The following is a 23083-nucleotide window of genomic DNA, read 5'->3' as shown; positions in this document are numbered from 1 at the left end:
TATCCAATGGCGGAGCATATCGTCAGCTCCTACGACAACGACCTTCAGGGTCTTCGGCAGCGCATCTCCGAGATGGGCGGCATCGCCGAGAAGATGTTGGTCGAGTCCATCACGGCACTCGTTCGCCACGATCAAACTCTGGCGCAGACCGTCGTGGCGTCCGACAAGCGCCTCGACATCCTCCAGCGCGAGGTTGAGGAGAGCGCGATCCTCACCATCGCCCGGCGCCAGCCCCTGGCCGTCGATCTGCGCGAGACGATCTCGGCGATCCGCGTCTCGGGCGACGTGGAACGCATCGGCGATCTCGCCAAGAACATCGGAAAGCGGGCGCTCGCCATCGGTGAGGATTTCCAGCCGCAGAAGATCGTCGTCGGCTTGCAGCACATGGGCGACCTCGTCCTCGGGCAGCTCAAGGATGTTCTGGACGCCTATGCACAGCAGGACACCGCGAAGGCGCTCGATGTCTGGAAGCGCGACGGCACGATCGACGCCCTTTACACCTCCCTGTTCCGCGAACTCCTCACCTACATGATGGAGGATCCGCGCAACATCTCGTTCTGCACGCATCTCCTGTTCTGCGCCAAGAACATCGAGCGGATCGGCGACCACACCACCAACATCGCCGAGACGGTCCACTACCTCGTCACGGGTGAGACCCTGGCCATCGACCGGCCCAAGAACGACCGATCCATCGACGCGACGGTCGCGACCGGAGCCTGACCATGGGACCGCGCGTTCTGATCGTCGAGGATGAGGAGCCCTTGATGCTGCTCCTGCGCTATAACCTCGAAGCCGAAGGCTACGAGGTGGATAGCGTGTCGCGCGGCGACGAGGCGGAGATCCGCCTGCGGGAGCAGGTGCCCGACATCGTGCTGCTCGACTGGATGCTTCCCGGTCTGTCCGGCATCGAGCTTTGCCGGCGCATCCGCGCCCGGACGGAGACCGAGCGCCTGCCGGTGATCATGCTCACGGCGCGCGGGGAGGAGGGCGACCGCATCCGCGGCCTCTCCACAGGTGCCGACGACTACATCGTCAAGCCGTTCTCGGTGCCGGAACTGCTGGCGCGGGTGCGGGCGCTCCTGCGCCGGGCGAAGCCCGCGCATATCGCCACCCTGCTCAGGGCGGGGGACATCGAACTCGATCGAGAAACCCACCGCGTGCGCCGTTCCGGCCAGGAGCTTCACCTAGGGCCGACGGAATTCCGCCTGCTCGAATTCCTGATGCAGAGTCCCGGCCGGGTCTTCTCCCGCGAGCATCTGCTCAATGCTGTCTGGGGCCACGACGTCTATATCGACGAGCGCACCGTGGACGTGCATGTGGGCCGCCTGCGCAAGGCGATCGGCCTGCCGCGCCGGCCCGATCCGATCCGCACCGTGCGCGGCGCCGGCTATTCCTTCGACGAGACCTTCGCCCGCGAGGAGCAGGCCGCGAGCGCCTGAGCACCTGACAATCCGGCTCACCAGTCTCTGAGAACAAAAACAAAAAGGCCGCGCTGACGATCTCAGCGCGGCCTTTTTGCTGGAAACGCGTCGTTAAGCGCGGGCGAGCTTGCGCTCGCGCTTGCGGTCGGCCACCGGCTGGTAGGCGATGCGGGCGTGATGGTTGCAATAGGGCAGGCCCGTGATCGAGCGGGCGCCGCAGAAGCGGAACTCGGGCTTGGTCGGGTCGCCCATGGGCCAGCGGCACATGGACTCGCGCAGATCCATGATCGTCACCCGCTCGGACATGGGGATGGCGATCTCGTCCTCGGCGAACACCGCGGGCTCTTCGGCCACGGCCTGCAGCGGGATCTGGGCCAGGACCACGTTGTTGTTGTGCGGCTGGGGCGGAATCGGAGCCGGCGCGCTCGGGGCGCGGGTCGCCTTGCGCGGGCGGGCCGCCGCCGAGCCGGCAGGCTTGGCATCCTTGGCACGGCCGGAGAGGCCGAGGCGGTGAACCTTGCCGATCACCGCGTTGCGGGTCACGTTGCCAAGCTCGGCGGCGATCTGGCTCGCGCTCAAACCATCGGTCCAGAGCTTCTTGAGAAGCTCAACCCGCTCGTCCGTCCAAGTTCCGCCCGCATCCATCATTTTTAAACCTGCCTCCACCGTGACCGGCTTCAAGCTCAGAATCCCAGATGCCTCGCGGACAGGCTTTTTGTGTCCGACCGCGTTGCGAGGGTCGCTCCTGAGGGTGAATGCCGTGGCACGAATGCTGTACTCGACTACCCCGAACGTACAGGATGGGTGGACTCGGGCGCAAGAGTCCCCGTGGAGGCCCTGTCGTTTTCCCCAAGGAACTCGCCAAGGGCCTAAAAACGGCAAAAAATCCTTGTGATGGATGACTTCATTTCTCTTGAATTGACAGGGTCTCGCACCTCGTTAGAATCCCCTTCCGTGCCGCCCCTGTTGGGGCGGCGCTTTCTTTTTCGGGCCCGGGTGCGACCTTGGGCCTCTCTAGGCGGAGACAACCCGTGACATCGCCATTGCTGCCGACTTTTGCCCGCGCCGAGCTTTCCTTCGAGAAGGGAGAGGGCCCCTGGCTCTACGGCCGAGATGGCGAGCGATATCTGGATTTCGGCGCCGGCATTGCGGTGAATGCCCTGGGCCACGCCCACCCGCATCTGGTCCAGGCCCTGACCGAGCAGGCCTCCAAGATCTGGCACAGCTCGAACTTGTTCCAGATCCCCGAGGGGGAGCGCCTCGCCCAGCGGCTCGTCGACAACACCTTCGCGGATTTCGTGTTCTTCGCCAATTCGGGCGCCGAGGCGAACGAGGCCGCGATCAAGATGGCGCGCCGCTATCACTACGTGAACGGCAACCCCGAGCGCTTCCACATCGTCACCTTCGAGGGTGCCTTCCACGGGCGCACGCTCGGCACCATCGCGGCCGGCGGACAGGCCAAGTACCTGGAAGGCTTCGGCCCCAAAGTGCAGGGCTTCGACCAGGTGCCCACCGAGGACCTGGAGGCCCTGAAGGCCGTCATCGGACCGCACACCGCGGCGCTCATGATCGAGCCGATCCAGGGCGAGGGCGGCGTGCGATCCGTGTCGACTTCCTTCCTGCGCGAGCTGCGCGCCCTGTGCGACAGCCAAGGCCTGCTCCTGATCTTCGACGAGATCCAGACCGGCGTCGGACGGACGGGCAAGCTCTTCGCCTATGAATGGAGCGGGGTGACCCCCGACATCATGACGGTGGCCAAGGGCATCGGCGGCGGCTTCCCACTGGGCGCGTGCCTGGCCACGGCGGAGGCCGGCAAGGGCCTGACGCTCGGCACCCACGGCACCACCTTCGGCGGCAATCCTCTCGCCATGGCGGTGGGCAACGCCGTGCTCGACGTCATCCTCGAGCCCGGCTTCCTCGAGGGCGTCGAGCGCAAGGGCCTGCTGCTCAAGCAGCGCCTCGCCGAGCTCAAGGACCGCCATCCCGGCGTCATCGCCGAGGTGAGGGGGCAGGGCCTCCTCATGGGCCTGCGCACCGTCGTGCCCAACACGGATTTCGTCAGCGCCGCCCGGGCCCAGAAACTCATCGTGATCGGGGCCGGCGACAACGTGGTGCGTCTCCTGCCGCCGCTGATCATCACCGAGGCCGATCTCGGAGAGGCCATCAACCGTCTGGATGCCGCCTGCGCGGCCATCGAAGCTGAACAGAAGACCGCCGTTCAGCTGGGAGCAGTTCAATGAAGACCCGCCATTTCCTCGATCTCAGCGACTTTTCCGGCGCAGAGATCCGGCACCTCCTGACGACCGGCCTGGACATCAAGTCCAAGCGCCGCCGCGGCGAGAAGGCCAAGGACCGGCCGCTCGAGGGCAAGGTCCTGGCGATGGTGTTCGACAAGCCCTCCACCCGCACCCGCGTCTCCTTCGACGTCGGCATGCGCGAGCTTGGCGGCGAGACCCTGATGCTCACCGGCAAGGAGATGCAGCTCGGCCGTGGCGAGAGCATCGCCGACACGGCCCGTGTCCTGTCGCGCTACGTGGATGCGATCATGATCCGCACCCTCGACCATGCCATGGTGACGGAGCTTGCCCAGTACGCCTCGATCCCGGTGATCAACGGCCTGACCAAGATGACGCATCCGTGCCAGATCATGGCCGACATCATGACCTTCGAGGAGCATCGCGGCTCCATCGAAGGCCGGACGATCGCATGGACAGGCGACTCCAACAACGTGCTCGCCTCGTGGATCCACGCGGCGGCGCGTCTCGATTTCACGCTGAGGATTGCCTCTCCGCCGGAACTTGCTCCGCGTCCCGAGCTTTTGTCCTGGGCGAAACAGGAAGGGGCTCGGATCAGCGTGACCACCGATGCCTTCGAGGCAGCCGAAGGCGCCCATGCGGTCGTGACCGATTGCTGGGTGTCCATGGGCGACGACGACGAATTCCGCCGTCAGAACTTGCTGAAGCCCTATCAGGTCAACGGCAGGCTCATGAGCGTGGCCGACAAGGACGCGATCTTCATGCACTGCCTTCCCGCCCATCGCGGCGAGGAGGTGACCGACGAGGTCATGGACGGTCCGCAATCGGTGGTCTTCGACGAGGCCGAAAACCGGCTTCACGCCCAGAAGGGCATCCTGGCGTGGTGCCTCGGAGCAGCAAGCGCATGAGTTCAGCTTCGCTTGAAGGAAACGATGACGTCGTCCTCCCCTTTGCCGTCGAGCCTCTCGACGTGCGCGGGCGCGTGGTGCGTCTCGGGGCCTCCATCGACACCATTCTGGCCCGTCACGGCTACCCCGACATGGTGGCCCGCGTCATCGGCGAGGCGGCCGCCTTGACGGTCATGCTCGGCGCGTCCCTGAAGCTCGAGGGCCGCTTCCAGCTGCAGACCAAGACCGACGGCATCATCGACATGGTGGTGGTCGACTTCAATGCACCGGATCGCCTGCGCGCCACGGCCCGCTTCGACAAGGACAGGCTGGCGGCTCTCGGGTCGAACTCCCCGGGAACGGGCGCATTGCTGGGCTCAGGCTATCTCGCCATGACCATCGACCAAGGGTCCGAGCGCAGCCGCTATCAGGGCGTTGTTGCGCTCGAGGGCCAAGGCTTCGAGGAGGCGGCGGATCAGTATTTCCGCCAGTCCGAGCAGATCCCGACGCAGGTGCGCCTGGCCGTGGCCGAGCAGTTCGAGAACGGCCGCCATACCTATCGCGCCGGCGGCCTCATGATCCAGTTCCTGCCCTCCTCGTCGGAGCGTCTCCGGCAGGCCGACCTGCATCCGGGCGACATCCCTGAAGGACACCCGTCGAGCGACCTGGCAGCCCCCACGGAGGATGATGCCTGGCTCGAAGCAAAGTCCCTGGTCGGCACGATCGAGGATCACGAACTGATCGACCCGACGGTCTCCAGCGAGACGCTTCTCTACCGCCTGTTCCATGAGCGGGGCGTGCGCGTCTTCGAAGGCCAGCACGTGCATGAGGAATGCACCTGCTCGCACGAGCGGATCATGGGCATGATGCGTCGCTTCTCGGCCGAGGATCGCCGCGACATGGTCGGTGACAACGGTCGCATCGGCATCACCTGCGAGTTCTGCTCGCGCTTCTACGATCTCGATCCGGCGGACGTGGAAGCCGAAATCGCCAAGTCGGACGCGTAGCGCCGCGTCCGGCGCAATCGTCCCATTTCACCTTCGTCATGGCCGGGCTTGTCCCGGCCATCCACATTGTTGAGCATAGCGCTGACAAGACGTGGACACCTGCACCGGGCGCCGCCATGGCGTGGGTCAGCGCTCACGAACTCGCGCACGTCGCCGCAAGTCTGCGCATGAACGCCATGCCGGCTTCGAGCTGGTCCAACGTGATGTACTCGTCAGGTTGATGCGCCTGATTGATCGAGCCGGGGCCGCAGACGACAGTCGGAATGCCGGCGGCCTGATAATGGCCCGCCTCGGTACCGAAGGGTACGGTCTGCGTGTGGTTCTTGCCCGCAAGGCGCAGAGCCAGGATCTCCGCGGTCGAGCCCGGATCCGGCGCGAGGCCCGGCACGTCGGCGTGCAGGACGGTCTCGATGCGCCCGAACTCGCCGAAGCGGTTGAGGCGCTTCAGGGCGACCTCATCAGCGAACCGGTCGAGCCGACTGGGGATCTCCTGCGGATCGAGGCTCGGCAGGCCGCGGAACTCCCAATGGAACATGCAGGTCTTCGAGAGGATGTTGCGCGCCGTGCCGCCCGAGATGGTGCCCACATGAACGGTGGTGTAGGGCGGATCGAAGCGCCCGCTCGCGTCGCCGCGCTCCATCATGTCGTCGCCGATGCGGTTGAGTTCCGCAATCAGTTCGGCGGCCGTCATGACGGCGCTGGCGCCGAGATAAGGCTTCGACGAATGCGCCTCGAAACCGTGCACGGTCGTGGAGAAGGTGACGACGCTCTTATGCGCGTCCACCACCTCCAGCATCGTCGGCTCGCCGACAATGGCGGCTTTCGGCATGGGCAGATCGTGCCCGAGACGGCGGATCGTGTCGACGACGCCGAGACAGGTCGTCTCCTCGTCGTAGGAGAGCATGATGTGGATCGGCGTCGTGAGATTGGCGGCCTGGAATTCGGGCACCATCGCAAGCGCCAGCGCATCGAAAGCCTTCATGTCCACCGCGCCGCGCCCATAGGCGCGCCCGTTCTCGACGCGGAGCGTGAAAGGATCTGACGTCCAGGCCTGGCCGGTCACCGGCACCACGTCGGTGTGGCCAGACAGCACGATCCCGCCCCGATCCTGTGGGCCGATCGTGGCGTAGAGCGCCGCCTTGTCGCCGGTCTCGTTGGGTACGCGCAGATAGGGCACGTTCCAGCTCTGCAGGTAGCTCTCGACGAATTCGATCAGGGGCAGGTTCGATTTCGTGCTCACGGTGTCGAACGACACCAGCTTCGCCAACATGTCGAGCGGCGTCAGCCGTTGACCGGTAGAAGACATCAGGAACCTCAGTGCAGCACGCGCTTGGTGCGGGGAATGTCGAGCGAGAAGGCGGGAATTTCGGCCTCGAAGGTTTCGCCAGTGGCGGTTTCCATCAGGTAGGTGCCCTGCATGGTGCCGCTCGGCGTCGGCAAGGGGCAGCCGCTCGTATAGCTGAAGCTTTCGCCCGGTCCCAGCACCGGCTCTTCTCCGACCACGCCTGCGCCGCGCACCTCCTGGACGTGGCCGTGCTCGTCGGTGATCGTCCAATGGCGGGCGCGGAGCTGAACCCTCTCCAGGCTCGTGTTGATGATCTCGACCGTATAAGCGAAGAAATAGCGGCCCTGCTCGGGGGAGGATTCTTCCGGCATGTAGCGGGGTGTCACCGTCACGGAGATGCCGCGGGTCACGGCTTTGTACATGAGAGTGCCTCACGCCGACAGAAGAGTTCCATGAGGCCCGTGGTACGGCGGCCTTCGCGCCTCGTCAATCGACCGGGCGGGGAATCAAACCTGCCTTTGCTCGCGGGGATATCCCCAAGGCACCGAAAGCGATTGAGAATTCCGCGGCAACCCTTACAGATATTGCCAGGCTCAATATTCAGAGAGGGCGGGGCCCTCGGAAGACGGACATGGTTGCGTTGAAGGACGGGATCCAATCGGCTGATGCCATCATGCGCCTTGCCGAGGCAGGGACCATCAAACCGGAGACGCCCTTCGCCTCCGACCAGGTCCAGCCGGCGAGCCTCGATCTGCGCCTGGGGCGCCGGGCCTATCGGGTCCGCGCCAGCTTCCTGCCGGGCCGCAACCACACGGTCCGGGACCGGCTCGACCAGTTGAGCTTCCACGAGATCGACCTCGGCAAGGGTGCGATCCTGGAAACGGGGAGCGTCTACATCGCCGAGCTGCAGGAGGAGCTGGCGCTGCCGGACGACCTGTCGGCCGCCGCGAACCCGAAGAGCTCCACCGGCCGCATCGACGTGTTCACCCGCGTGATCACCGACCGCAGCCAGGAATTCGACACCATCGGGGCAGGCTATCGCGGCCGCCTCTATGCCGAGATCTCCCCGCGCACCTTTCCGGTGCTGGTCAGGACCGGTACGCGCCTGTCGCAGCTGCGCCTGCGCAAGGGCAATGTGCGCCTGAGCGATGCCGAACTCCAGGCCGTGCACGCGCGGGAGCGGGTCGTCACCTCCGCCGAGCCGTCCATCCAGGACGGCGTCGCCGTGAGCGTGGACCTCGCGGGCTTCGGCTCCGACAACCTCATCGGCTACCGGGCCAAGCGCCACACGGGCCTCGTCGACGTGGACAAGCCCGGCTCCTGCCGCGTCGCGGATTTCTGGGAGCCGCTCTATGCCGATGCCAACCGCACGCTGATCCTGGATCCCGGCCAGTTCTATATCCTCGCCTCCAAGGAGGCGGTGCACGTGCCGCCGGATTATGCCGCCGAGATGGTGCCCTTCGATCCCCTGGTGGGCGAGTTCCGGGTCCATTACGCCGGCTTCTTCGATCCCGGTTTCGGCCACGCCGAGGCAGGCGGCGAGGGGGCCCGTGCGGTGCTCGAGGTCCGCTCCCGCGACGTTCCCTTCATCCTTGAGGACGGGCAGATCGTGGGACGCCTTGTCTATGAGCGCATGGCGGAGCGTCCCAAGGTGCTCTACGGCGCCGGTGCCGGGTCGAACTACCAGGCGCAAGGGCTGAAGCTCTCCAAGCATTTCCGCTGACCATGCGCGGGAAAGGAGCCGACCCTCTTGCCGGATCGCCGGAAGGGCGGATATGAATAGGGAAGCGCGGGCGTAGTTCAGAGGTAGAACGTCAGCTTCCCAAGCTGAATGTCGTGGGTTCGATTCCCATCGCCCGCTCCAATAAAGCCCTGCAAACGCAGGGCTTTATTGCTTTTGAGAGCTTATTGGAGCCGGAGAATAACGGGACCAGAAGCGGCTTGTTGGGTGTTTCGGTGCGCCTTGGACCACCGGAATTGGTGACGTTCGTGCTCAGCTCCAGATATCCGAGCGAGAGCAGCGCCCGACGTTAAGCGCTGCGCTTCCCTGGGCGAAGGCCGAGCAGCCAGGACATCAGCACCATAGCGACAAGCCCGCCTAGACATTGAGCCAGGATGAATGCGGGTACGTCGGCAGGGGCAATACCTGCAAACGTGGCCGTGAGCGCCCGCGCGATGGTCACAGCGGGATTGGCGAATGAGGTCGAGGACGTGAACCAGTAAGCGGCTGTGATGTAGAGCCCAACCGCATAGGGGATAGCCTCGATCCGAAATCTCACCACGGCGAGGATGGTCATCAGCAATCCGAAGGTCGCCACGAACTCCGCCAGCCACTGAGCCGCGCCTGTGCGGACCGTGGCAGATGTCTGGACGAGGGCCAGGTCGAACATGCCATGCGCTGTGAGCGTTCCAAGGCAGCCGCCTACGACTTGAGCCATGACGTAGGGAGCCAGATCTCGCCATGGCAGCCCGCCCATCGTGCTTTCGACCAGGGAGACCGCAGGATTGAAGTGCGCTCCCGAGACAGGTGCCAGCGCCAGGATCAAAACAACCAGGATCGCTCCCGTTGGCAGAGTGTTGCCCAGGAGGGTGAGAGCCGTGTTCCCGTCGGCCAACCTATCGGCCATGATCCCCGAGCCCACGACGGTTGCGACGAGGAAACCCGCGCCGAGGGCTTCCGCGGTCATCCGCTTCGTGAGGGAGACCGTCATTTAGGCTGCCGGGCCTTTTCCGTCGGCATACCGGTGCTCGCGCCTTCCAGATGGCCGATCTCGCGCAGGCGAGCGCCGATCGAGAATTGATCCAGGCTCGCCAACGGCAGGCTGACAAACGTGTTGATCCGGTTCTTGAGGAACCGGAACGCCTGTTCGAAGGCCCGCTCCCTATCCGTGTCGGAGCCCTGGACTGCCGCAGGGTCTTCGATCCCCCAGTGCGCGACGGAAGGATGCCCCGGCCAGATCGGACAAGCCTCCCCAGCCGCGCTGTCACAGACGGTGATGACGAAGTCCATCACGGGCGCATTCGGCTGGGCATATTCATCCCAGTTCTTCGAGCGGTAGCCGTCCGTGGGATAGTCGTGAGCCTTGAGCACCTTCAGGGCGAGCGGATTCACCGCGCCCTTTGGTTGGCTTCCCGCCGAAAACGCATTGAAGCGCCCAGCGCCATCCTTGCGCAGGATGCCTTCGGCCAGGATCGATCGGGCGGTGTTGCCGGTGCAGAGAAAGAGAACATTGTAGGTTCGTTCGGTCATTGCAGCCTCTAACAGCACTTGGCAGTTGAGGGGAACTTCCCAGTCGAACAGCATCCAGACACTGCGTCCCGGATGGCTTTCTCAGCGAGTGCATCATCTTCCGTCAGACGCACCGGCTTCTCAATCCCGTTGTCTTCGAACCAGCGATCCCGCGGCTTGCACGATGCGTGGCGCGGGGCGAGCGAGACCAGAACCCGTTCCGGTTCGACGGCAATGGCATCGACGGCATAAAGGCCGATTACACCCAGATCGTCGCCGCACTCGAAGGTGAGGCGCGAGGCGGGATCAAGGCCAACATCGCGGGCCACTTTGTCCATGATGGCGAGGAACTTGCCGACTGTCATCATCCGGCTCTGTAGCTCGCCAGGAACGTCCCAGACCTGGATGAAGGTCTCGGTCCAAGCCTCCGGATTGGCCCCGCAGTCCAGACCAGAGAAGCGGCCGGCCTTGAGTTCCGTGACGTGGTAGCCCGCCCTGGTTTCGCGTCCGGCATAGGCAATGACGAGCGGGAGAGCCCCATAGGGGCGAAGGCTGTCGAGAAAAGCGCCCGTCGGAGGATCCGAGATCGTCAGAGCCGCCGGCTGGGCCTTCGCAGGGATTAGGGTGCTGGCAAGAGCGGTCATGATGCGTTATCCTCCACTTCAACATTTCAAGGATTATTGAAATATGGACGAACGTCAAGCCATCCATGCGTTCGGATCTCTGGCCCAGGAAACGCGGCTCCGGGTGCTGCGTCTTCTCGTGCAGGCTGGACCCGACGGGATCGCCGCGGGGGCCATCGCCGAGAAGCTTGGTGTGACGCCCTCGAACATCTCGTTCCATCTGTCGCACCTGGAACGTGCTGGCCTGCTCCAGGCCCGCCGAGAGGCTCGGTCGATCATCTACAGTGCGGGGTATTCAGCCTTGCGCGATCTCGTTCGCTTTCTCATGGAGGATTGCTGTGCAGGTGATCCGCGTGTGGTTGTGGAGGAGTGTAGCCCCTCGGTAGACACCTGCCGCCCCTGATCGGAACCTCCTTGCACATGATCCGCCTGAAAAGCAGCTTCAGCTCAATGTGGCGACGCTCATGTCGCCCTGCTCGGAGAGGCGCGGGCCGAACTGGGCGGTGCTGACCGTGGGGCGGCCGGTGATGAGTTCGGCGCAGCGGCTGCCCATCATCATGGCGGGGGCATTCGTGTTGCCCGCATTGATGTTGGGCATGGCCGAGAGGTCGCAGACGCGCAGGTTCTCGACGCCGCGGACACGAAGCTGGGAATCGAGGACGGCCATCGGGTCGCTGGCCGTTCCCATCCGGCATGTGCCGCTCGGGTGATAGTTCGTTTTCACGAAGCGGCGGCAATGCTTCATGATCGCCTCGTCGCTGAGGTCGTTCGGATCGGGGATTGAGATCCGCTCGATCCGCTCCTTGAGCGGGCTGGTCTGGAAGGCGCGGATGAAGAAGCGCTGACCGTCGATCATCGTCCGGGCATCGTCAGGATGGCTCAGCAGATTGGGCGAGACGAGGGGCATGTCGTCCGGATCAGCCGAACGCAGGCGGACATAGCCGCGGGATTTCGGCTTCACCACCACGGTGGTGATCGTCAGGCCATAGGTGTCGTCGACGAGACCGAGCGTGTCGCGGTCGAGATAGATGATCGGCACACAGAAGGCCTGGATCGTGGGATCCCCGTTCGGGTCGGCCGGATTGACGAAGGCGCCGGCCTCAACGCCGGCCGAGAGGATCGGGCCCGACCCGAAGAGGCGGAAATGAATGCCGTTGAGAAGCATCCGCCAGCCGACGCCCTGCTTGTAATAGCCATAGGGTCCGTTCGCCTTCGCGATCAGCGGCACCTCCGGGTGATCGATGAGATTCTCTCCGATGCCGGGCAGGTCCGCGATGCAGTCGATCCCGTGCTCCCTCAACTGATCGCCCGGGCCGATGCCGGACAGCATCAGGAGCTGCGGCGTGACGAGGGCCCCGGAGGCGACGATGACCTCGCCGTCCGCATAGACCGTGCGATCCGCGCCCTTGGCATCCCGGTAGGTGACGCCCACCGCGCGGCCATTTTCGATCGCGATCTTGCGCACCCGCGACTGGAGACGGATGACGAGGTTCGGGTTGTCCGCGAGCGGCGCCAGGAAGGCATAAGCCGCGCTGCTGCGCCGGCCGCGCCGGTTCATGAACTGATAGAACCCGACGCCCCGCTGCGCCGGTCCGTTGAAGTCCGGGTTGAACGGCTCGCCCAAGGCCTGGATGGCCTGAACGAACCAGCGCGACATGTCGTTGATGTGGCCTGGGTCGGAGACGAGAAGCGGTCCGTCTGCGCCATGCAGATCGTTGTAGAGCCTGTTGTTGCCTTCCATGGTGCGGAAATGGGGCAGAACGTCGGCCCAGCTCCAGCCGGGATAATCGTTCTCCCCATGCAGCAGGTCGTGCCACTCGTCATAATCGGACGGCCGGCCGCGCATGTAGACCTGCGCGTTGACCGACGAGCCGCCACCGAGGACGTTGGCCTGCGGAATGTCGTGGACCCGGCCGTCGAGATGCTCCTGCGGGACCGTGTGGTGATACCGCATGTATTTGCTGCCGTTGATCATCTTGAAGATGCCCGGCGGCATGTCCAGGAGCGGATGGCGATGGGAATAGCCACCTTCGAGCAGCAGCACGCGTCTGCCTTCGTTCACCAGCCGCGCGGCGGCCACGGAGCCCGACGAGCCGCCGCCGACGATGATGTAGTCAAAACGCTCTTTCATGGCTTCACCTGCTTGCCTGCCGGTCGATCGGGTGATTTCAGGCTTCGATTGTCTCGAGTCCCTTCCAGTCGAAGGCGATGCCGTGGCCGGGTCGATCTGGCGCCAGGGCAAATCCTTCCTGAATCGTGAGCGGCTCGGCGATATAGCGTTCGAGGCCGAAGCCATGGGCTTCGAGGTAGGAACGGTTGGGACAGGCCGCGAGGAGGTGCACGGTCACGTCATGCGCACCATGGCTCGTTACCGGCAGATTGAAGGCCTCCGCCAAGTGGGCGATCTTCATGAACGGGGTGACGCCGCCGCAATTGGTGACGTCGGGCTCCGGATAGGTCACGCCGCCGCCGGCCACGTAGAGCTTGAACTCCCAGAGCGTGCGCAGGTTCTCGCCCGCCGCGATCGGCAGCCCGCCCTCGCGCACGATGCGGGCATGCCCCGCCGGGTCGTCGGGAATGGTCGGCTCCTCGAGCCAGGTAAGGTCGAAGGGCTGAAGGGCCCGCGCGGCGCGAATGGCGCCGTCGACGCTCCACTTCATGTTGGCGTCGGCCATCAGCGGGAAGCCCGTGCCCAAGTGCTCGCGCATCGCCTTGACGCGTTCCACGTCCTCGAACAGATTGGCGCGGCCCACCTTCATCTTGATGGCGCGGAAACCCTTGCCGAGATTGTCGTCCGTCTGCCGCAGGAGCTTGTCGAGGGGCAGTTCGAGATCGATGCCGCCCGCATAGCAGGGCACCTTGGGGTCGTAGCCGCCCAGCGCCTTCCAGAGCGGAAGATTGGCGCGCTTCGCCTTGAGGTCCCACAGGGCCATGTCGAAAGCCGACAGCGCCAGGACCGTCGGGCCGCCGCGGCCGCCGTAATGGAGCGCCCACCAGGCCTTGTGCCAGAGGCGCTCGATCTCGTCGGCCTCCTCGCCGTCCATGATCTCGGGCAGTTCGCGGGCGAGGATCGTGTCGATGGCGGCACCGTTGCGCCCGACCGTAAAGGTGTAGCCGACGCCCTCCGCCCCGTCGGCATCGCGGATGCGCACGGTGTTGAGTTCGAAGGCGCGCATCTCGCCATGCATGGAATCGGTCAGAACGGTCGGCAGCGGGATGCGGTAGAAGCCGGGTTCGATGGAAGTGATCCGGGGCATGGTCGTCCTTCGTTCGCTGAGGTGTCGAAAGGAATGCGGCGCTCAGGCGGCCTCTTCGGTGCGCATGCTCAGACGCGCCTGGATGGCGACGACGAGCAACAGGAACGCACCGCGGATGACCGACTGCCAATAGGCCGAGAGGCTGATCCAGCCGAGGCCGTTCTCGAAGTTCAGGATGTTGAAGATCAGCCCCAGCAGGAGCACACCCGCGAGCGTCGACCCGACGGAGCCGACGCCGCCCGTCAGCAACGTGCCGCCCACAACCACGGCCGCGATGGCGAAGAGCTCCCAGCCGACGCCCTCGATGGGCTGGCCTGCGCCGAATTGCGCCGCGAGGATCACCCCTGCGAGGCCCGCAAGGCCGCCGCTCGCGAGATACACGAGCGCCTTCACCCGATTCGCAGGCAGTCCCATGAGACGGGCCGCATCCTCGTTTCCGCCGATGGCGAGGACGGTGCGCCCGAAGGACGTGAGATTGAGGATGAGCGAGCCGAGGAGATAGGCGACGAGCGCGATCCAGGCCGGAACGGGAAAGCCGAGGAAATCGCCCTGGCCGAGTTCGGTGAAGCCCGATTCATAGGACACCGAGACCGATTGGTTCTCCGCCAGGAGCAGCGCGCATCCGCTCGCCGCCAGCATGGTCGCGAGGGTCGTGATGAAAGGCAGAATGTTGAGCCGCGTGATGATGAAGGCGTTGCACGCGCCGACCGCAAGCCCCGCGGCCAGTCCGCCGAGCAACCCGGGCAGCACGCCGTAGGGAGAGAGCAGGGCGGCCACGACGCTGCCGAGAGCCGCCGTGGATCCCACCGAGAGGTCGATGCCGCCAGTGATGATGACGAAGCACATCCCGAGCGCAACCAGCGCGAACATGCTGTTGTAGCGCAGGACCGACAGCACGTTGAAGGCGCCGAGGAAGTTCTCGTAGCGGAGCCAGCCGAAGACGATGAGGGCGAGAAGGGCGAGAAGCACGCCGTAGCGGCCGATGCCTTGGAATATCTTGAGTGAGGTGGTGTTCATCGGCGACCTCAGCGATAGCTCTGCCGCTGCAGCCAGACGGCCAGAACGATGATGGCGGCCTTCGCCACCAGGGCTGCCGCATCCGGAACGCCGTTGGCGAGAAGCGTGTAGCGCACGAGCTGGATGATGAGCGCACCGACCAGGGTCCCGAGCACGGTGGCCCGCCCGCCGGTGAGCAGCGTTCCGCCGACGGCCACGGCCGCGATGGCATCGAGCTCCATGCCGAGGCCGACGAGATTGGCATCGGCGGCGGAGTTGCGGGCGATCACGATGAGCCCTGCGATGCCGGACAAGAGCCCGCTGATGAGGTAGACCCGTTGCTTCACGGACGCGACGGGAATGCCGGCAAGCCGGGCTGCGCGTTCGTTGCCGCCGATCGCCAGGATCTGCCGGCCGAATACGGTGCGTCTGAGCATCCAGGCCGCAGCCGCCACGAGGATGATCATCAGGATGGCCTGAAAGGGGATGCCGAACACGCGCCCGAGGCCGATGAACTGGAAGCTCGGCAGGTTGAACACCTGCAGATTGCCGTTGGTGAAGACCTGGGCGATGCCGCGCCCGGCGATGAAGAGCACGAGGGTCGCGATGATCGGCTGGATGCGCAGGCGCGTCACCAGCCACCCGTTGAACCAGCCGAGAGCTCCCGTCACCAGAACCGGGACGATGAAGGCGAGCGCGATGCCGACGGCCGGGTGGGGGAGGGGAAAGAGCTTGCCGTGAAAGATCAGCGGCGCCAAGGCTCCGGCAATCGCCATGAGGGCGCCGACGGAGAGATCGATCCCGCCGGTGGCGATGACGAGGGTCATGCCGACGCCGACGATCACGATGGCGCAGACCTGGGTGAGATTGACGTTGAGCGTCTGCCAGGTCGCAAAGTTGGGAGTGATCGCGAGGTTGACCAGGATCAGGAGCGCCAGAGCGACCCAGGCCCCATGGCGCGTCAGCAGGGTCTTGAGGTCGAGCCGGGGAGCTCTTTGCGCCGGCGGAAGCGTTGTGGCGGTTTCAGCCATGCGCGATCTCCCGGGCACTCTCATCCCCATGAGCCATGGCGGCCATGACGCTCTGTTCGTTCACGGCATCGCCTCTCAGCTCCGCGGCCGTGTGGCCGTCGCGGAGAACGAAGATGCGGCTTGCCGCCTCCACCACCTCTTCCAATTCCGAGGAGATCATCAGGACGCCGAGACCCTGGCCGGCCAGTTCCCGGATCAGGCTGAGGATCTCGGCCTTGGCCCCCACATCGATGCCGCGGGTCGGCTCGTCGAGGATGAGGAGCTTGGGGTTCATGCAGAGCCAGCGCGCCAGCAGCACCTTCTGCTGGTTGCCGCCCGAGAGTTCGCGGATTCGCTGTTCCGGCCCGGAGCAGCGAATCCCCAAGCGCTTGATGAATCGGTCGACGATCTCGCGGCTGCGGCTCTCGTCGACGATGCCTCGTCGCGCCAGATGCGGCATGAGCGCCAGCGTGAGGTTCTCGCGCACCGACATGTCGGGGATGATGCCGTCGAGCTTGCGGTCCTCCGAGCAGAAGCCCATGCCGGCCTGGATCGCGTCCGAAGGGGCGGCGATGGCGTTCTCATGTCCGGCGAAATTGATCGTGCCGCACTCAGGCTTGTCGGCTCCGAAAACGGTCCGGACGGACTCCGTCCGGCCCGCACCGAGCAGTCCGGCGAGGCCGACGATTTCACCGGAGTGGACTTCGAAGCTGACGTCGCGAACCTTGCGCCCGGCCGCGAGATGCTCGACCTTCAGCACCGGCTTGCGACCATCGCCTTCGGATGGATGCGCATCGTGCGGTTCCTGCAAAACCTGTGTGAGTTCGCGCCCCAGCATGGACGTGACGAGATCGAGCCGCGACAGTTGGGTCATCGGGGCGACCTGTACGGTGCGGCCGTCGCGCATGATGGTGACCCGGTCGCAGACGGCGTAGAGCTCGTCGAGCTTGTGGCTCACGAAGATCACCGAGACGCCGGCGGCCTTGAGCTGGCGGATGACGTCGAACAGAACCCCGACCTCGCGTTCGTCGAGGGAGGATGTGGGCTCGTCCATGATGACGAGCTTGGCCTCGAACCCGATCGCGCGCGCGATGGCGACCATCTGCTGCACGGCAGTCGGGTACACCATGAGCGGGCGATGCACGTCGATATCGATGTTGAAGCGCGCCAGGAGGGCACGCGCTTCCGCGTGCATGGCGGGCCAGTCGAGAAGGCCGAAGCGCCGCTTCTCACGGCCGAGGCAGATGTTCTCGGTCACGGACCGATAGGGCACCAGGTTGATCTCCTGGTAGATCGTGCTGATGCCGGCACGTTGCGCCTCCTGCGGGGAGGAAAACGCCACGGGCTTCCCGTCGAACAGGATCTCGCCGGCATCCTTCCTGTAGTAGCCGGTCAGGATCTTGATCATGGTCGATTTGCCGGCGCCGTTCTGACCGATCAGCGCATGAACCTCGCCTCTCTCGACCACGAGTTCGGCTGCGCGCAGCGCTGGAATGCCGGCGAAGCGTTTGTCGATGCCCTGCATGGTGAGAAGCGGCGCCATGAAAGCTCCGGTGATGTGTTCTGCCCGACAAGAAAGGCGCTGCCCGCGCATGCAGGCAGCGCCATGACGTTCAGTATGCGTCGGCGATGAGCTGGGCCGCGTTCGACTTGTCGAAGAAGCGATCGGTGTTCACCACCCAGGGCTGGATCTGCTCGCCCTTGGCATAGCGAGCCAAGGTCTCGAAGGCCTTCGGCCCGAACTTCGGATTGCACTCGACGGTCGCGAGCATCTTGCCGTCGATGATGGCCTGCAGCGCATCGCGTGTGCCGTCGACGGAGACGACGATCACGTCCTTGCCGGGCTTTTTGCCGGCGGCCTCGAGAGCCGCGATGGCGCCGATCGCCATCTCGTCGTTGTGCGCATAGATGGCCGTCGCATCGGGATGGGCCTGCAGCAGCGTCTCTGCCACTTGGCGACCCTTGTCGCGGGCGAAGTCGCCCGACTGGGATGCCACGATCTTCATGCCCGAATGGGCCTTGATGTAGTCCTCGAAGCCCTTGCGCCGGTCATTGGCCGGCGAAGAGCCCGTGGTCCCCTCAAGCTGGATGATCTTGGCATTGCCGTTCATCGCCTTGGTCAGGGCCTCGGCCGCGCGCTTGCCTTCATCCACGAAGTCCGAGCCGATGAAGGTGACGTAATCCTTGCCGGCCTTGGCGAGGCTCTGGTCCACGTTGCGGTCGAGCAGGACGACAGGAATCCCTGCTTTCTTAGCTGCCATCACGGCAGGGATGAGGGGTTTTTCCTCTCGCGGGGCCAGGAAGATCAGGTCGACGCCCTGGGCGATCATCGAGTTGACGTCGGCGACCTGCTTGGCGGCGGAACCGGCGGCGTCGGTGTAAACGAGCTGATGCCCGAGCTTGGCGGCCTCGGCCTTCATGCTCTCCGTCTGCGCGATGCGCCACGGATTGTTCGACTCCGTCTGCGCGAAGCCGACCTTGTACTTCTCCTTCTGCTTCAGCTTGGGCAACTCTTGCGCCGACACGCCGCCGAGTCCCAGGCCGAGGGCGGCCACACCTGTCGCGAGGGCCAGGAAAGTTCTTCTGAGCATTCTCTTCCTCCATGAAGTTATTCGCCCCTTAGACGGGGTTCTTTGTGTATTGCCGCAGCCGTTCAGGGCTGCAGATCGTTACCAGCGGACATAGGTGGTCTGCTTCCGCAGGTATCCGTCGAAACCGTACTTGCCGTCCTCGCCGCCGAGGCCCGAATGCTTCCAGCCCGTGTGGAAGCCCTGGACGAGTTCCCCGCAGGGGCGATTGACGTAGAGCTCGCCGAACGAGAGCTCCCGGGAGAGGCGCATGACCCGGCGCAGATCGTTCGTGTACACATAGGCCGACAGGCCGTAGCTGGTGTCGTTGGCGAAGGTGAGAGCCTGCTCGAAGCTGTCGACCGTCATCACGGGCGCCACCGGGCCGAAGATCTCCCGCTGCATCACCGAGGCTCGGTTGCTGTCGACCCGCAGGACGGTCGGCTCGAACCAGTGTCCTCGCGCGAACGCGCCCTCGGTCAGCCGGTGCCCGCCGGCGAGCACCTCGGCGCCTGCCGCCATCGCCTCGTTGACGATCTCCTCGACCTTGTCGACCTCGGGCCGGTTCACCTTCGGCCCCATGTCGGGATTGGTCATGGGATCGGCGAGCCTGAGCGCCTTCACGCGCGAGACGAACTTGTCGAGGAAGGGCTCGGCGATGGCCTTGTGCAGATACATGCGCTCGTTGCAGGTGCAGATCTGCCCGCAATTCGTGAAGCGCGAGACGATCGCGGCGTCCACGGCCGCGTCGACGTCGGCGTCCTCCAGGACGATGAAGGGCGCCTTGCCGCCCAGTTCCAGGCGGACGACTTTCAGATCCTGCGCGCCGGCCGCGTAAATCTCCCGTCCGGCGCGCACGCTTCCCGTCATGGTGATGAGATCGCTCAACGGCGAGCGCACGAGGGCGTCGCCGATGGTACGCCCGTCGCCGGTCACCACGTTGAGCACGCCTTTCGGCAGCCCGACCTCATGGGCGAGCCTGGCGATCTCGATGGCGGACAGGGGTGTTGATTCATGGCCCTTCACGACCATGGTGTTGCCTGCGACAAGGGCAGGGCCGATCTTGCGCGCTGCGAGTGCTGCCGGATAGTTCCAGGCCGTGAGGCCGACGACGACTCCGAAGGGAACACGTCGGATCCAGACTTCTTCATTCTGGAAATCCGAAGGCATGATATCGCCTTCGATGCGACGCGCACTTTCGGCCGCAAAGGTGAGAAACGTCACGACGGCGTCGATCTCGCCCTCGGCCTGGTTCAGGGGCTTCCCCTGTTCGAGCACCACGATGCGGGCAAGATGCGCCTTCTCGCGGCGGACAGCAGCCGCGAGATCGGAGACATAGCCTGCGCGCACGATCGGCGGGAGAGCGGCCCAGGCCGGTTGGGCGCGCTTGGCAGCCTCTAGGGCGGCCGTCGCATCGTTCACCGAACCGACGGGCACGGTGGCGAAAACCGACTCGTTGGCCGGGTTCTCCACATCGAGGCGTCCGGGTGCCTGACCGTCGGTCCAGGTCCCGTCGATATACATCTGATAATGGGTCACGGTTTCCGCGTGATGGGTCGGAGCGGAAGCGGTCATCGGGACCTCCCGATCAAAGAGGACCCCTGAAGGGAAGAGGCGGAGCCTGACCCTGTCATGCCTGCAACTGGCGTCACTCGTGTTTCCTCCGAGCTTGCTCAAGCTGAGCAACATCAAACCAAATGTCCGTTATCCGATCTCTTTGGTATGACCGAAATAAGGATGGAGCAGCGGAATGTTGGCTGTCAAGGGAATAGCATTGCGCGTATTCGCTTCGGGTGCTCCTCCGCGATCGGAAGCGCTGCGCTGCGGGCTGGCATTTGGTCCGACCATATGTTAGCCGATATGTGGAGAAATTCTCCGCGTGTGGTGGACTGACGGCGCGAGCGATCGGGCGGGGGAGGCATGGGTCACGGAATAGAACTGTTGGGCAAGGACCCGGTCGGGCGCCGGTCGGATGCCGTCGCGGAAGAACTCGTGCGGATGATCCAGTCCGGCGATCTCCAGGAGGGCGATCGCCTGCCTGCCGAGCGGGACCTGATGCAGCGCTATGGCGTGAGCCGGTCGGCGGTCAGGGAAGCCATTGTCGCGCTCGCCAATCGCGGGCTCGTCCTGACCCGCCTGGGCCATCGTCCCATCGTGCGCAAGCCCGATTACGAGATCGCGATCGACAAGGTCGGCAACCTCGTCGGGCATCTCATGGTGGACCGAAAGGGCGTCTGGAATCTGTTCGACTCCCGCATCTTCCTCGAGGCGGCGCTGGCGCGCTGGGCCGCCAGCCATGCCCGGCGCGACGACATTGAAGAGCTTCGTGCCGCGCTGGAAGCCAACCGTCAGGCCATCGGCAATCCAACGCAGTTCGACGAAACCGATGCCGCCTTTCATGCGGTCCTCTACCGAATCCCGGGCAACCCCATCTATCCGGCCGTCCACAAGGCCTATGTGGAGTGGCTCATTCAACACTGGCGTTCCATGAAGCGGGGTGCCGATATCGACCACATGAATTATGCAGGACATGAAGCCATCTTCGACGCCGTCGCAGCACGCGATCCGGATGGTGCCGAGGAGGCGCTGCGGCGCCACCTCGTTGCGGCCTGGGAGTTCGTGCGGTCCACATTCGCCGACGGGAACCGGGCGCGGGGGCAACGTCCCATTGGCGATGCTTGATCGCCCCATCATTCAGACCCGATATCGAGGGGCGACATGTGAGAGCTTGACGCAACTCAGATCGTCGGCCGGAAATGCGCGATGCTTCGCAACATTCTCCTCATCCGGGCGCCGTCCAATCTCGGTCTGCGTCCTCTTGCTCCCGGCCATGAGCCGGGGACCTGGCGGGCTCCCGAGGTCCTGACGCAGGCGGGTCTTGTCGAGGTCCTTTCGCTGTCTCACATCATCGACCTCGACCGTCCAGCCTATGCGCCTCTCCCGGATGCCGGGTCGGGACTCCTTAACGGCGCTGCCGTCAAGGCATTCAACGTGAAGCTTGCCGACGTCATAGAGGCTCTGAACAATGATCCTTCAGCCCTTCCGGTGATCGTCGGCGGCGATTGCTCGATCCTGCTCGGAGCCCTGGCGGGCCGTCGCCGATGCGGGCCGCTGTCCTTGGTGCATATCGATGGGCATAGCGACTTCCGCCATCCCGGCAACGACGATGCCGCTGCGGTTCCAGGCGCCGTGGCCGGAATGGATCTCGCCCTGGCCACCGGACGCGGTGAGCGTCTCCTGACCGAGTGGCCGCTGGTGGTGGCCCCGCTGGTCCCGGACGAACAGGTCGTGCAGATCGGCGAGCGCGAGAGCCGCGATGCCGATTTTCCTTGGCCGGACATCAACGACACCGCCATCACCCGTATCGACGTGTTCACCGTACACGATCTCGGCCTGGCGGAGGTGATCGCACGGACCCTTGCGGCGCTTGGAAAGCAGCCGGACTGGCCATTCTGGGTCCATCTTGACGTCGAAGTTCTCGATCAGAGCGTGATGCCTGCGGTCGACAGTCCGGGCTCTCCGGGCATCGACGAAGGGGATCTCGTTCGTCTCCTGCGCGCGCTCGTGAATCAGAGGCTCTGCTCCGGCATAACGGTCACGATCTACGATCCAGATCTCGATCCGCATCGCGAACATGCGGCTCGGCTCGTTGCCCTGTTGCGGTGCGTGTTCATGCCTTAGGAGCGCATCGGATCATCGGGTGCTCGACACGCCCCATCATCCATGCCGGTGGCTCTTTGTTCTGTGAGGGGAGGCGGCCCTTACGAGGCGTTTCTGCCGCTCGACAGCCGGGCGGAGCGCGATCAATGACCCGCTCACGCCTCCATGCTGAATGTCGCGGGTTCGACTCCTGCTGCCCGCGCCGGTTCTGTCGGCGCATATCGTCCTTGAAGACCGTTTCTTCGAGGAAAGCGGAGTAGCGAACGCTACCGATCTTCCTATCGTTCTTCCGGGTGTTGACAAACGATCTCGGAATCGACATATCCGCAGCCCCGCCGGAACTTGGTTCGGGCGAGCTTCACTCCCATACGACACCGACGCGGCCGAGATCCTCGGATCTGGCATCTCGTTAGGGTCTCGATCGCGATCTTTCTTGATCCCGATCAACGGCACGAGCCATGGAAGCCAATATATGGCATGTCTCCAGGGCTCCTCTGACGACAAAGCGGAAGCATTCGGATTGACTAGATTGATCCGGATGATGCCAGCGCAGAGGCGAATACGCTTCTGCGAACGCTGAAGCTTGCCTGAATACTTGAGGGGTGGCCGGAGACGCCGCTTTCGAGAAAATTTCTTCGAAAAAGGTGTTGACCTAGGTGAGGGGTTCGAGTAGAACAACTTCATCGGCGGCGCGGTTTTGACGACTGGCGCCGGGGAGCTTCGGGGTCTGGCGTTCTGCAAGGGACGGCTGGGCGGTTCGGGGTTCTTTGTCCGTCTCCGGGTGGGGATGCGATTTTGTTCTTTGACATTGTTGAGAGGGAAGAGAAGCGTAGGCGGCGGTGTCCTTGCGGGCGATTGGCAACAATCGCTGTGAGAATATCGACCT

General features: G+C 64.6%; 22 protein-coding genes and 1 tRNA gene. 10 read left to right on the top strand and 13 right to left on the bottom strand.

Annotated features, from left to right (window positions below; genetic code table 11):
• Nucleotides 1–6: 6 nt before the first annotated feature.
• Nucleotides 7–720 carry a phosphate signaling complex protein PhoU gene (phoU, locus tag VB672_RS15620; protein WP_329785126.1) on the top strand — a complete coding sequence of 238 codons (714 nt, stop codon included), beginning with the start codon at nucleotides 7–9 and terminating at the stop codon, nucleotides 718–720.
• A gap of 2 nt (nucleotides 721–722) precedes the next feature.
• Nucleotides 723–1439 carry a phosphate regulon transcriptional regulator PhoB gene (gene phoB / locus VB672_RS15615; RefSeq protein ID WP_329785125.1) on the top strand — a complete coding sequence of 239 codons (717 nt, stop codon included), beginning with the start codon at nucleotides 723–725 and terminating at the stop codon, nucleotides 1437–1439.
• 93 nt (nucleotides 1440–1532) lie between these two features.
• Here phoB and VB672_RS15610 read toward each other — a convergent pair whose 3' ends face one another.
• Nucleotides 1533–2069 carry a GcrA family cell cycle regulator gene (locus VB672_RS15610; RefSeq protein WP_329785124.1) on the bottom strand — a complete coding sequence of 179 codons (537 nt, stop codon included), beginning with the start codon at nucleotides 2067–2069 and terminating at the stop codon, nucleotides 1533–1535.
• A gap of 383 nt (nucleotides 2070–2452) precedes the next feature.
• Here VB672_RS15610 and VB672_RS15605 point away from each other — a divergent pair, with 383 nt between their 5' ends.
• The 3 genes from VB672_RS15605 to VB672_RS15595 are packed head-to-tail and all read left to right on the top strand — an operon-like array spanning nucleotide 2453 to nucleotide 5570.
• Nucleotides 2453–3661, top strand: coding sequence for an aspartate aminotransferase family protein (locus tag VB672_RS15605; RefSeq protein ID WP_329785123.1), 1209 nt, complete (start codon nucleotides 2453–2455; stop codon nucleotides 3659–3661).
• Entirely contained in the window at nucleotides 3658–4584 is a 927-nt protein-coding gene (argF, locus tag VB672_RS15600) for an ornithine carbamoyltransferase (protein ID WP_329785122.1), read from the top strand. Before VB672_RS15605 ends, argF begins: the two co-directional genes overlap by 4 nt.
• Complete coding sequence (locus VB672_RS15595; protein ID WP_329785121.1) at nucleotides 4581–5570, top strand: Hsp33 family molecular chaperone; 990 nt, start codon at nucleotides 4581–4583, stop codon at nucleotides 5568–5570. The genes argF and VB672_RS15595 overlap by 4 nt, the downstream gene beginning before the upstream one ends.
• A gap of 133 nt (nucleotides 5571–5703) precedes the next feature.
• Here the strand turns inward: VB672_RS15595 and argE are convergent, their stop codons facing one another.
• Together argE and apaG are read right to left on the bottom strand one after the other, a co-directional pair.
• Nucleotides 5704–6876 carry an acetylornithine deacetylase gene (gene argE, locus VB672_RS15590; RefSeq protein WP_329785120.1) on the bottom strand — a complete coding sequence of 391 codons (1173 nt, stop codon included), beginning with the start codon at nucleotides 6874–6876 and terminating at the stop codon, nucleotides 5704–5706.
• Nucleotides 6877–6884: 8 nt separating this feature from the next.
• Nucleotides 6885–7277, bottom strand: a complete 393-nt coding sequence (gene apaG, locus VB672_RS15585) for a Co2+/Mg2+ efflux protein ApaG (RefSeq protein WP_329785119.1) — start codon at nucleotides 7275–7277, stop codon at nucleotides 6885–6887.
• Nucleotides 7278–7486: 209 nt separating this feature from the next.
• On the opposite strand from apaG, the gene VB672_RS15580 reads away from it, so the two are divergent.
• On the top strand, nucleotides 7487–8578 hold the full coding sequence (locus VB672_RS15580) for a 2'-deoxycytidine 5'-triphosphate deaminase (protein WP_329785118.1): 1092 nt from the start codon (nucleotides 7487–7489) through the stop codon (nucleotides 8576–8578).
• A gap of 66 nt (nucleotides 8579–8644) precedes the next feature.
• Nucleotides 8645–8719 (top strand) — tRNA-Gly (locus tag VB672_RS15575).
• 166 nt (nucleotides 8720–8885) lie between these two features.
• Here VB672_RS15575 and VB672_RS15570 read toward each other — a convergent pair.
• From VB672_RS15570 to VB672_RS15560, 3 genes are read right to left on the bottom strand one after another with little or no spacing between them, the layout of a single operon-like run.
• The gene (locus tag VB672_RS15570; RefSeq protein WP_329785117.1) at nucleotides 8886–9566 is read right to left on the bottom strand and encodes an MIP/aquaporin family protein; all 681 of its coding nucleotides are present in this window, start codon (nucleotides 9564–9566) and stop codon (nucleotides 8886–8888) included.
• A complete protein-coding gene (locus tag VB672_RS15565; protein ID WP_329785304.1) occupies nucleotides 9563–10105 on the bottom strand; it encodes an arsenate reductase ArsC in 543 nt (180 codons plus the stop codon). The genes VB672_RS15570 and VB672_RS15565 overlap by 4 nt, the downstream gene beginning before the upstream one ends.
• 8 nt (nucleotides 10106–10113) lie before the next feature.
• Nucleotides 10114–10728: a DUF6428 family protein gene (locus tag VB672_RS15560; RefSeq protein WP_329785116.1), complete on the bottom strand. Its 615-nt coding sequence runs from the start codon at nucleotides 10726–10728 to the stop codon at nucleotides 10114–10116.
• A 43-nt stretch (nucleotides 10729–10771) separates the two neighbouring features.
• Between VB672_RS15560 and VB672_RS15555 the strand changes: the two genes are divergently transcribed.
• Nucleotides 10772–11110 carry an ArsR/SmtB family transcription factor gene (locus VB672_RS15555; protein WP_329785115.1) on the top strand — a complete coding sequence of 113 codons (339 nt, stop codon included), beginning with the start codon at nucleotides 10772–10774 and terminating at the stop codon, nucleotides 11108–11110.
• 39 nt (nucleotides 11111–11149) lie between these two features.
• On the opposite strand, the gene VB672_RS15550 is transcribed toward VB672_RS15555, so the two are convergent.
• The 7 genes from VB672_RS15550 to aldA form a co-directional block, all read right to left on the bottom strand.
• Nucleotides 11150–12838, bottom strand: a complete 1689-nt coding sequence (locus tag VB672_RS15550) for a GMC family oxidoreductase (protein WP_329785114.1) — start codon at nucleotides 12836–12838, stop codon at nucleotides 11150–11152.
• A 37-nt stretch (nucleotides 12839–12875) separates the two neighbouring features.
• Complete coding sequence (locus VB672_RS15545) at nucleotides 12876–13964, bottom strand: mandelate racemase/muconate lactonizing enzyme family protein (protein WP_329785113.1); 1089 nt, start codon at nucleotides 13962–13964, stop codon at nucleotides 12876–12878.
• A gap of 42 nt (nucleotides 13965–14006) precedes the next feature.
• Nucleotides 14007–14981, bottom strand: coding sequence for an ABC transporter permease (locus tag VB672_RS15540; RefSeq protein ID WP_329785112.1), 975 nt, complete (start codon nucleotides 14979–14981; stop codon nucleotides 14007–14009).
• 8 nt (nucleotides 14982–14989) lie between these two features.
• The gene (locus VB672_RS15535; protein ID WP_329785111.1) at nucleotides 14990–15991 is read right to left on the bottom strand and encodes an ABC transporter permease; all 1002 of its coding nucleotides are present in this window, start codon (nucleotides 15989–15991) and stop codon (nucleotides 14990–14992) included.
• Nucleotides 15984–17513 (bottom strand): sugar ABC transporter ATP-binding protein, encoded by a 1530-nt coding sequence (locus tag VB672_RS15530; RefSeq protein WP_329785110.1) that lies wholly within the window; start codon nucleotides 17511–17513, stop codon nucleotides 15984–15986. The genes VB672_RS15535 and VB672_RS15530 overlap by 8 nt, the downstream gene beginning before the upstream one ends.
• Nucleotides 17514–17583: 70 nt before the next feature.
• Nucleotides 17584–18561: an ABC transporter substrate-binding protein gene (locus VB672_RS15525; protein WP_329785109.1), complete on the bottom strand. Its 978-nt coding sequence runs from the start codon at nucleotides 18559–18561 to the stop codon at nucleotides 17584–17586.
• A 78-nt stretch (nucleotides 18562–18639) separates the two neighbouring features.
• A complete protein-coding gene (gene aldA / locus VB672_RS15520) occupies nucleotides 18640–20112 on the bottom strand; it encodes an aldehyde dehydrogenase (protein WP_329785108.1) in 1473 nt (490 codons plus the stop codon).
• 345 nt (nucleotides 20113–20457) lie between these two features.
• Between aldA and VB672_RS15515 the strand changes: the two genes are divergently transcribed.
• Nucleotides 20458–21219: an FCD domain-containing protein gene (locus tag VB672_RS15515; RefSeq protein WP_329785107.1), complete on the top strand. Its 762-nt coding sequence runs from the start codon at nucleotides 20458–20460 to the stop codon at nucleotides 21217–21219.
• A gap of 81 nt (nucleotides 21220–21300) precedes the next feature.
• Nucleotides 21301–22218 carry an arginase family protein gene (locus VB672_RS15510; RefSeq protein ID WP_329785106.1) on the top strand — a complete coding sequence of 306 codons (918 nt, stop codon included), beginning with the start codon at nucleotides 21301–21303 and terminating at the stop codon, nucleotides 22216–22218.
• The last annotated feature ends 865 nt before the right edge of the window (nucleotides 22219–23083 follow it).

Source organism: Microvirga sp. CF3016 (assembly GCF_036314085.1).
Taxonomy (GTDB): Bacteria; Pseudomonadota; Alphaproteobacteria; order Rhizobiales; family Beijerinckiaceae; genus Microvirga.
This window is presented reverse-complemented; position numbering and strand designations above follow the sequence as displayed.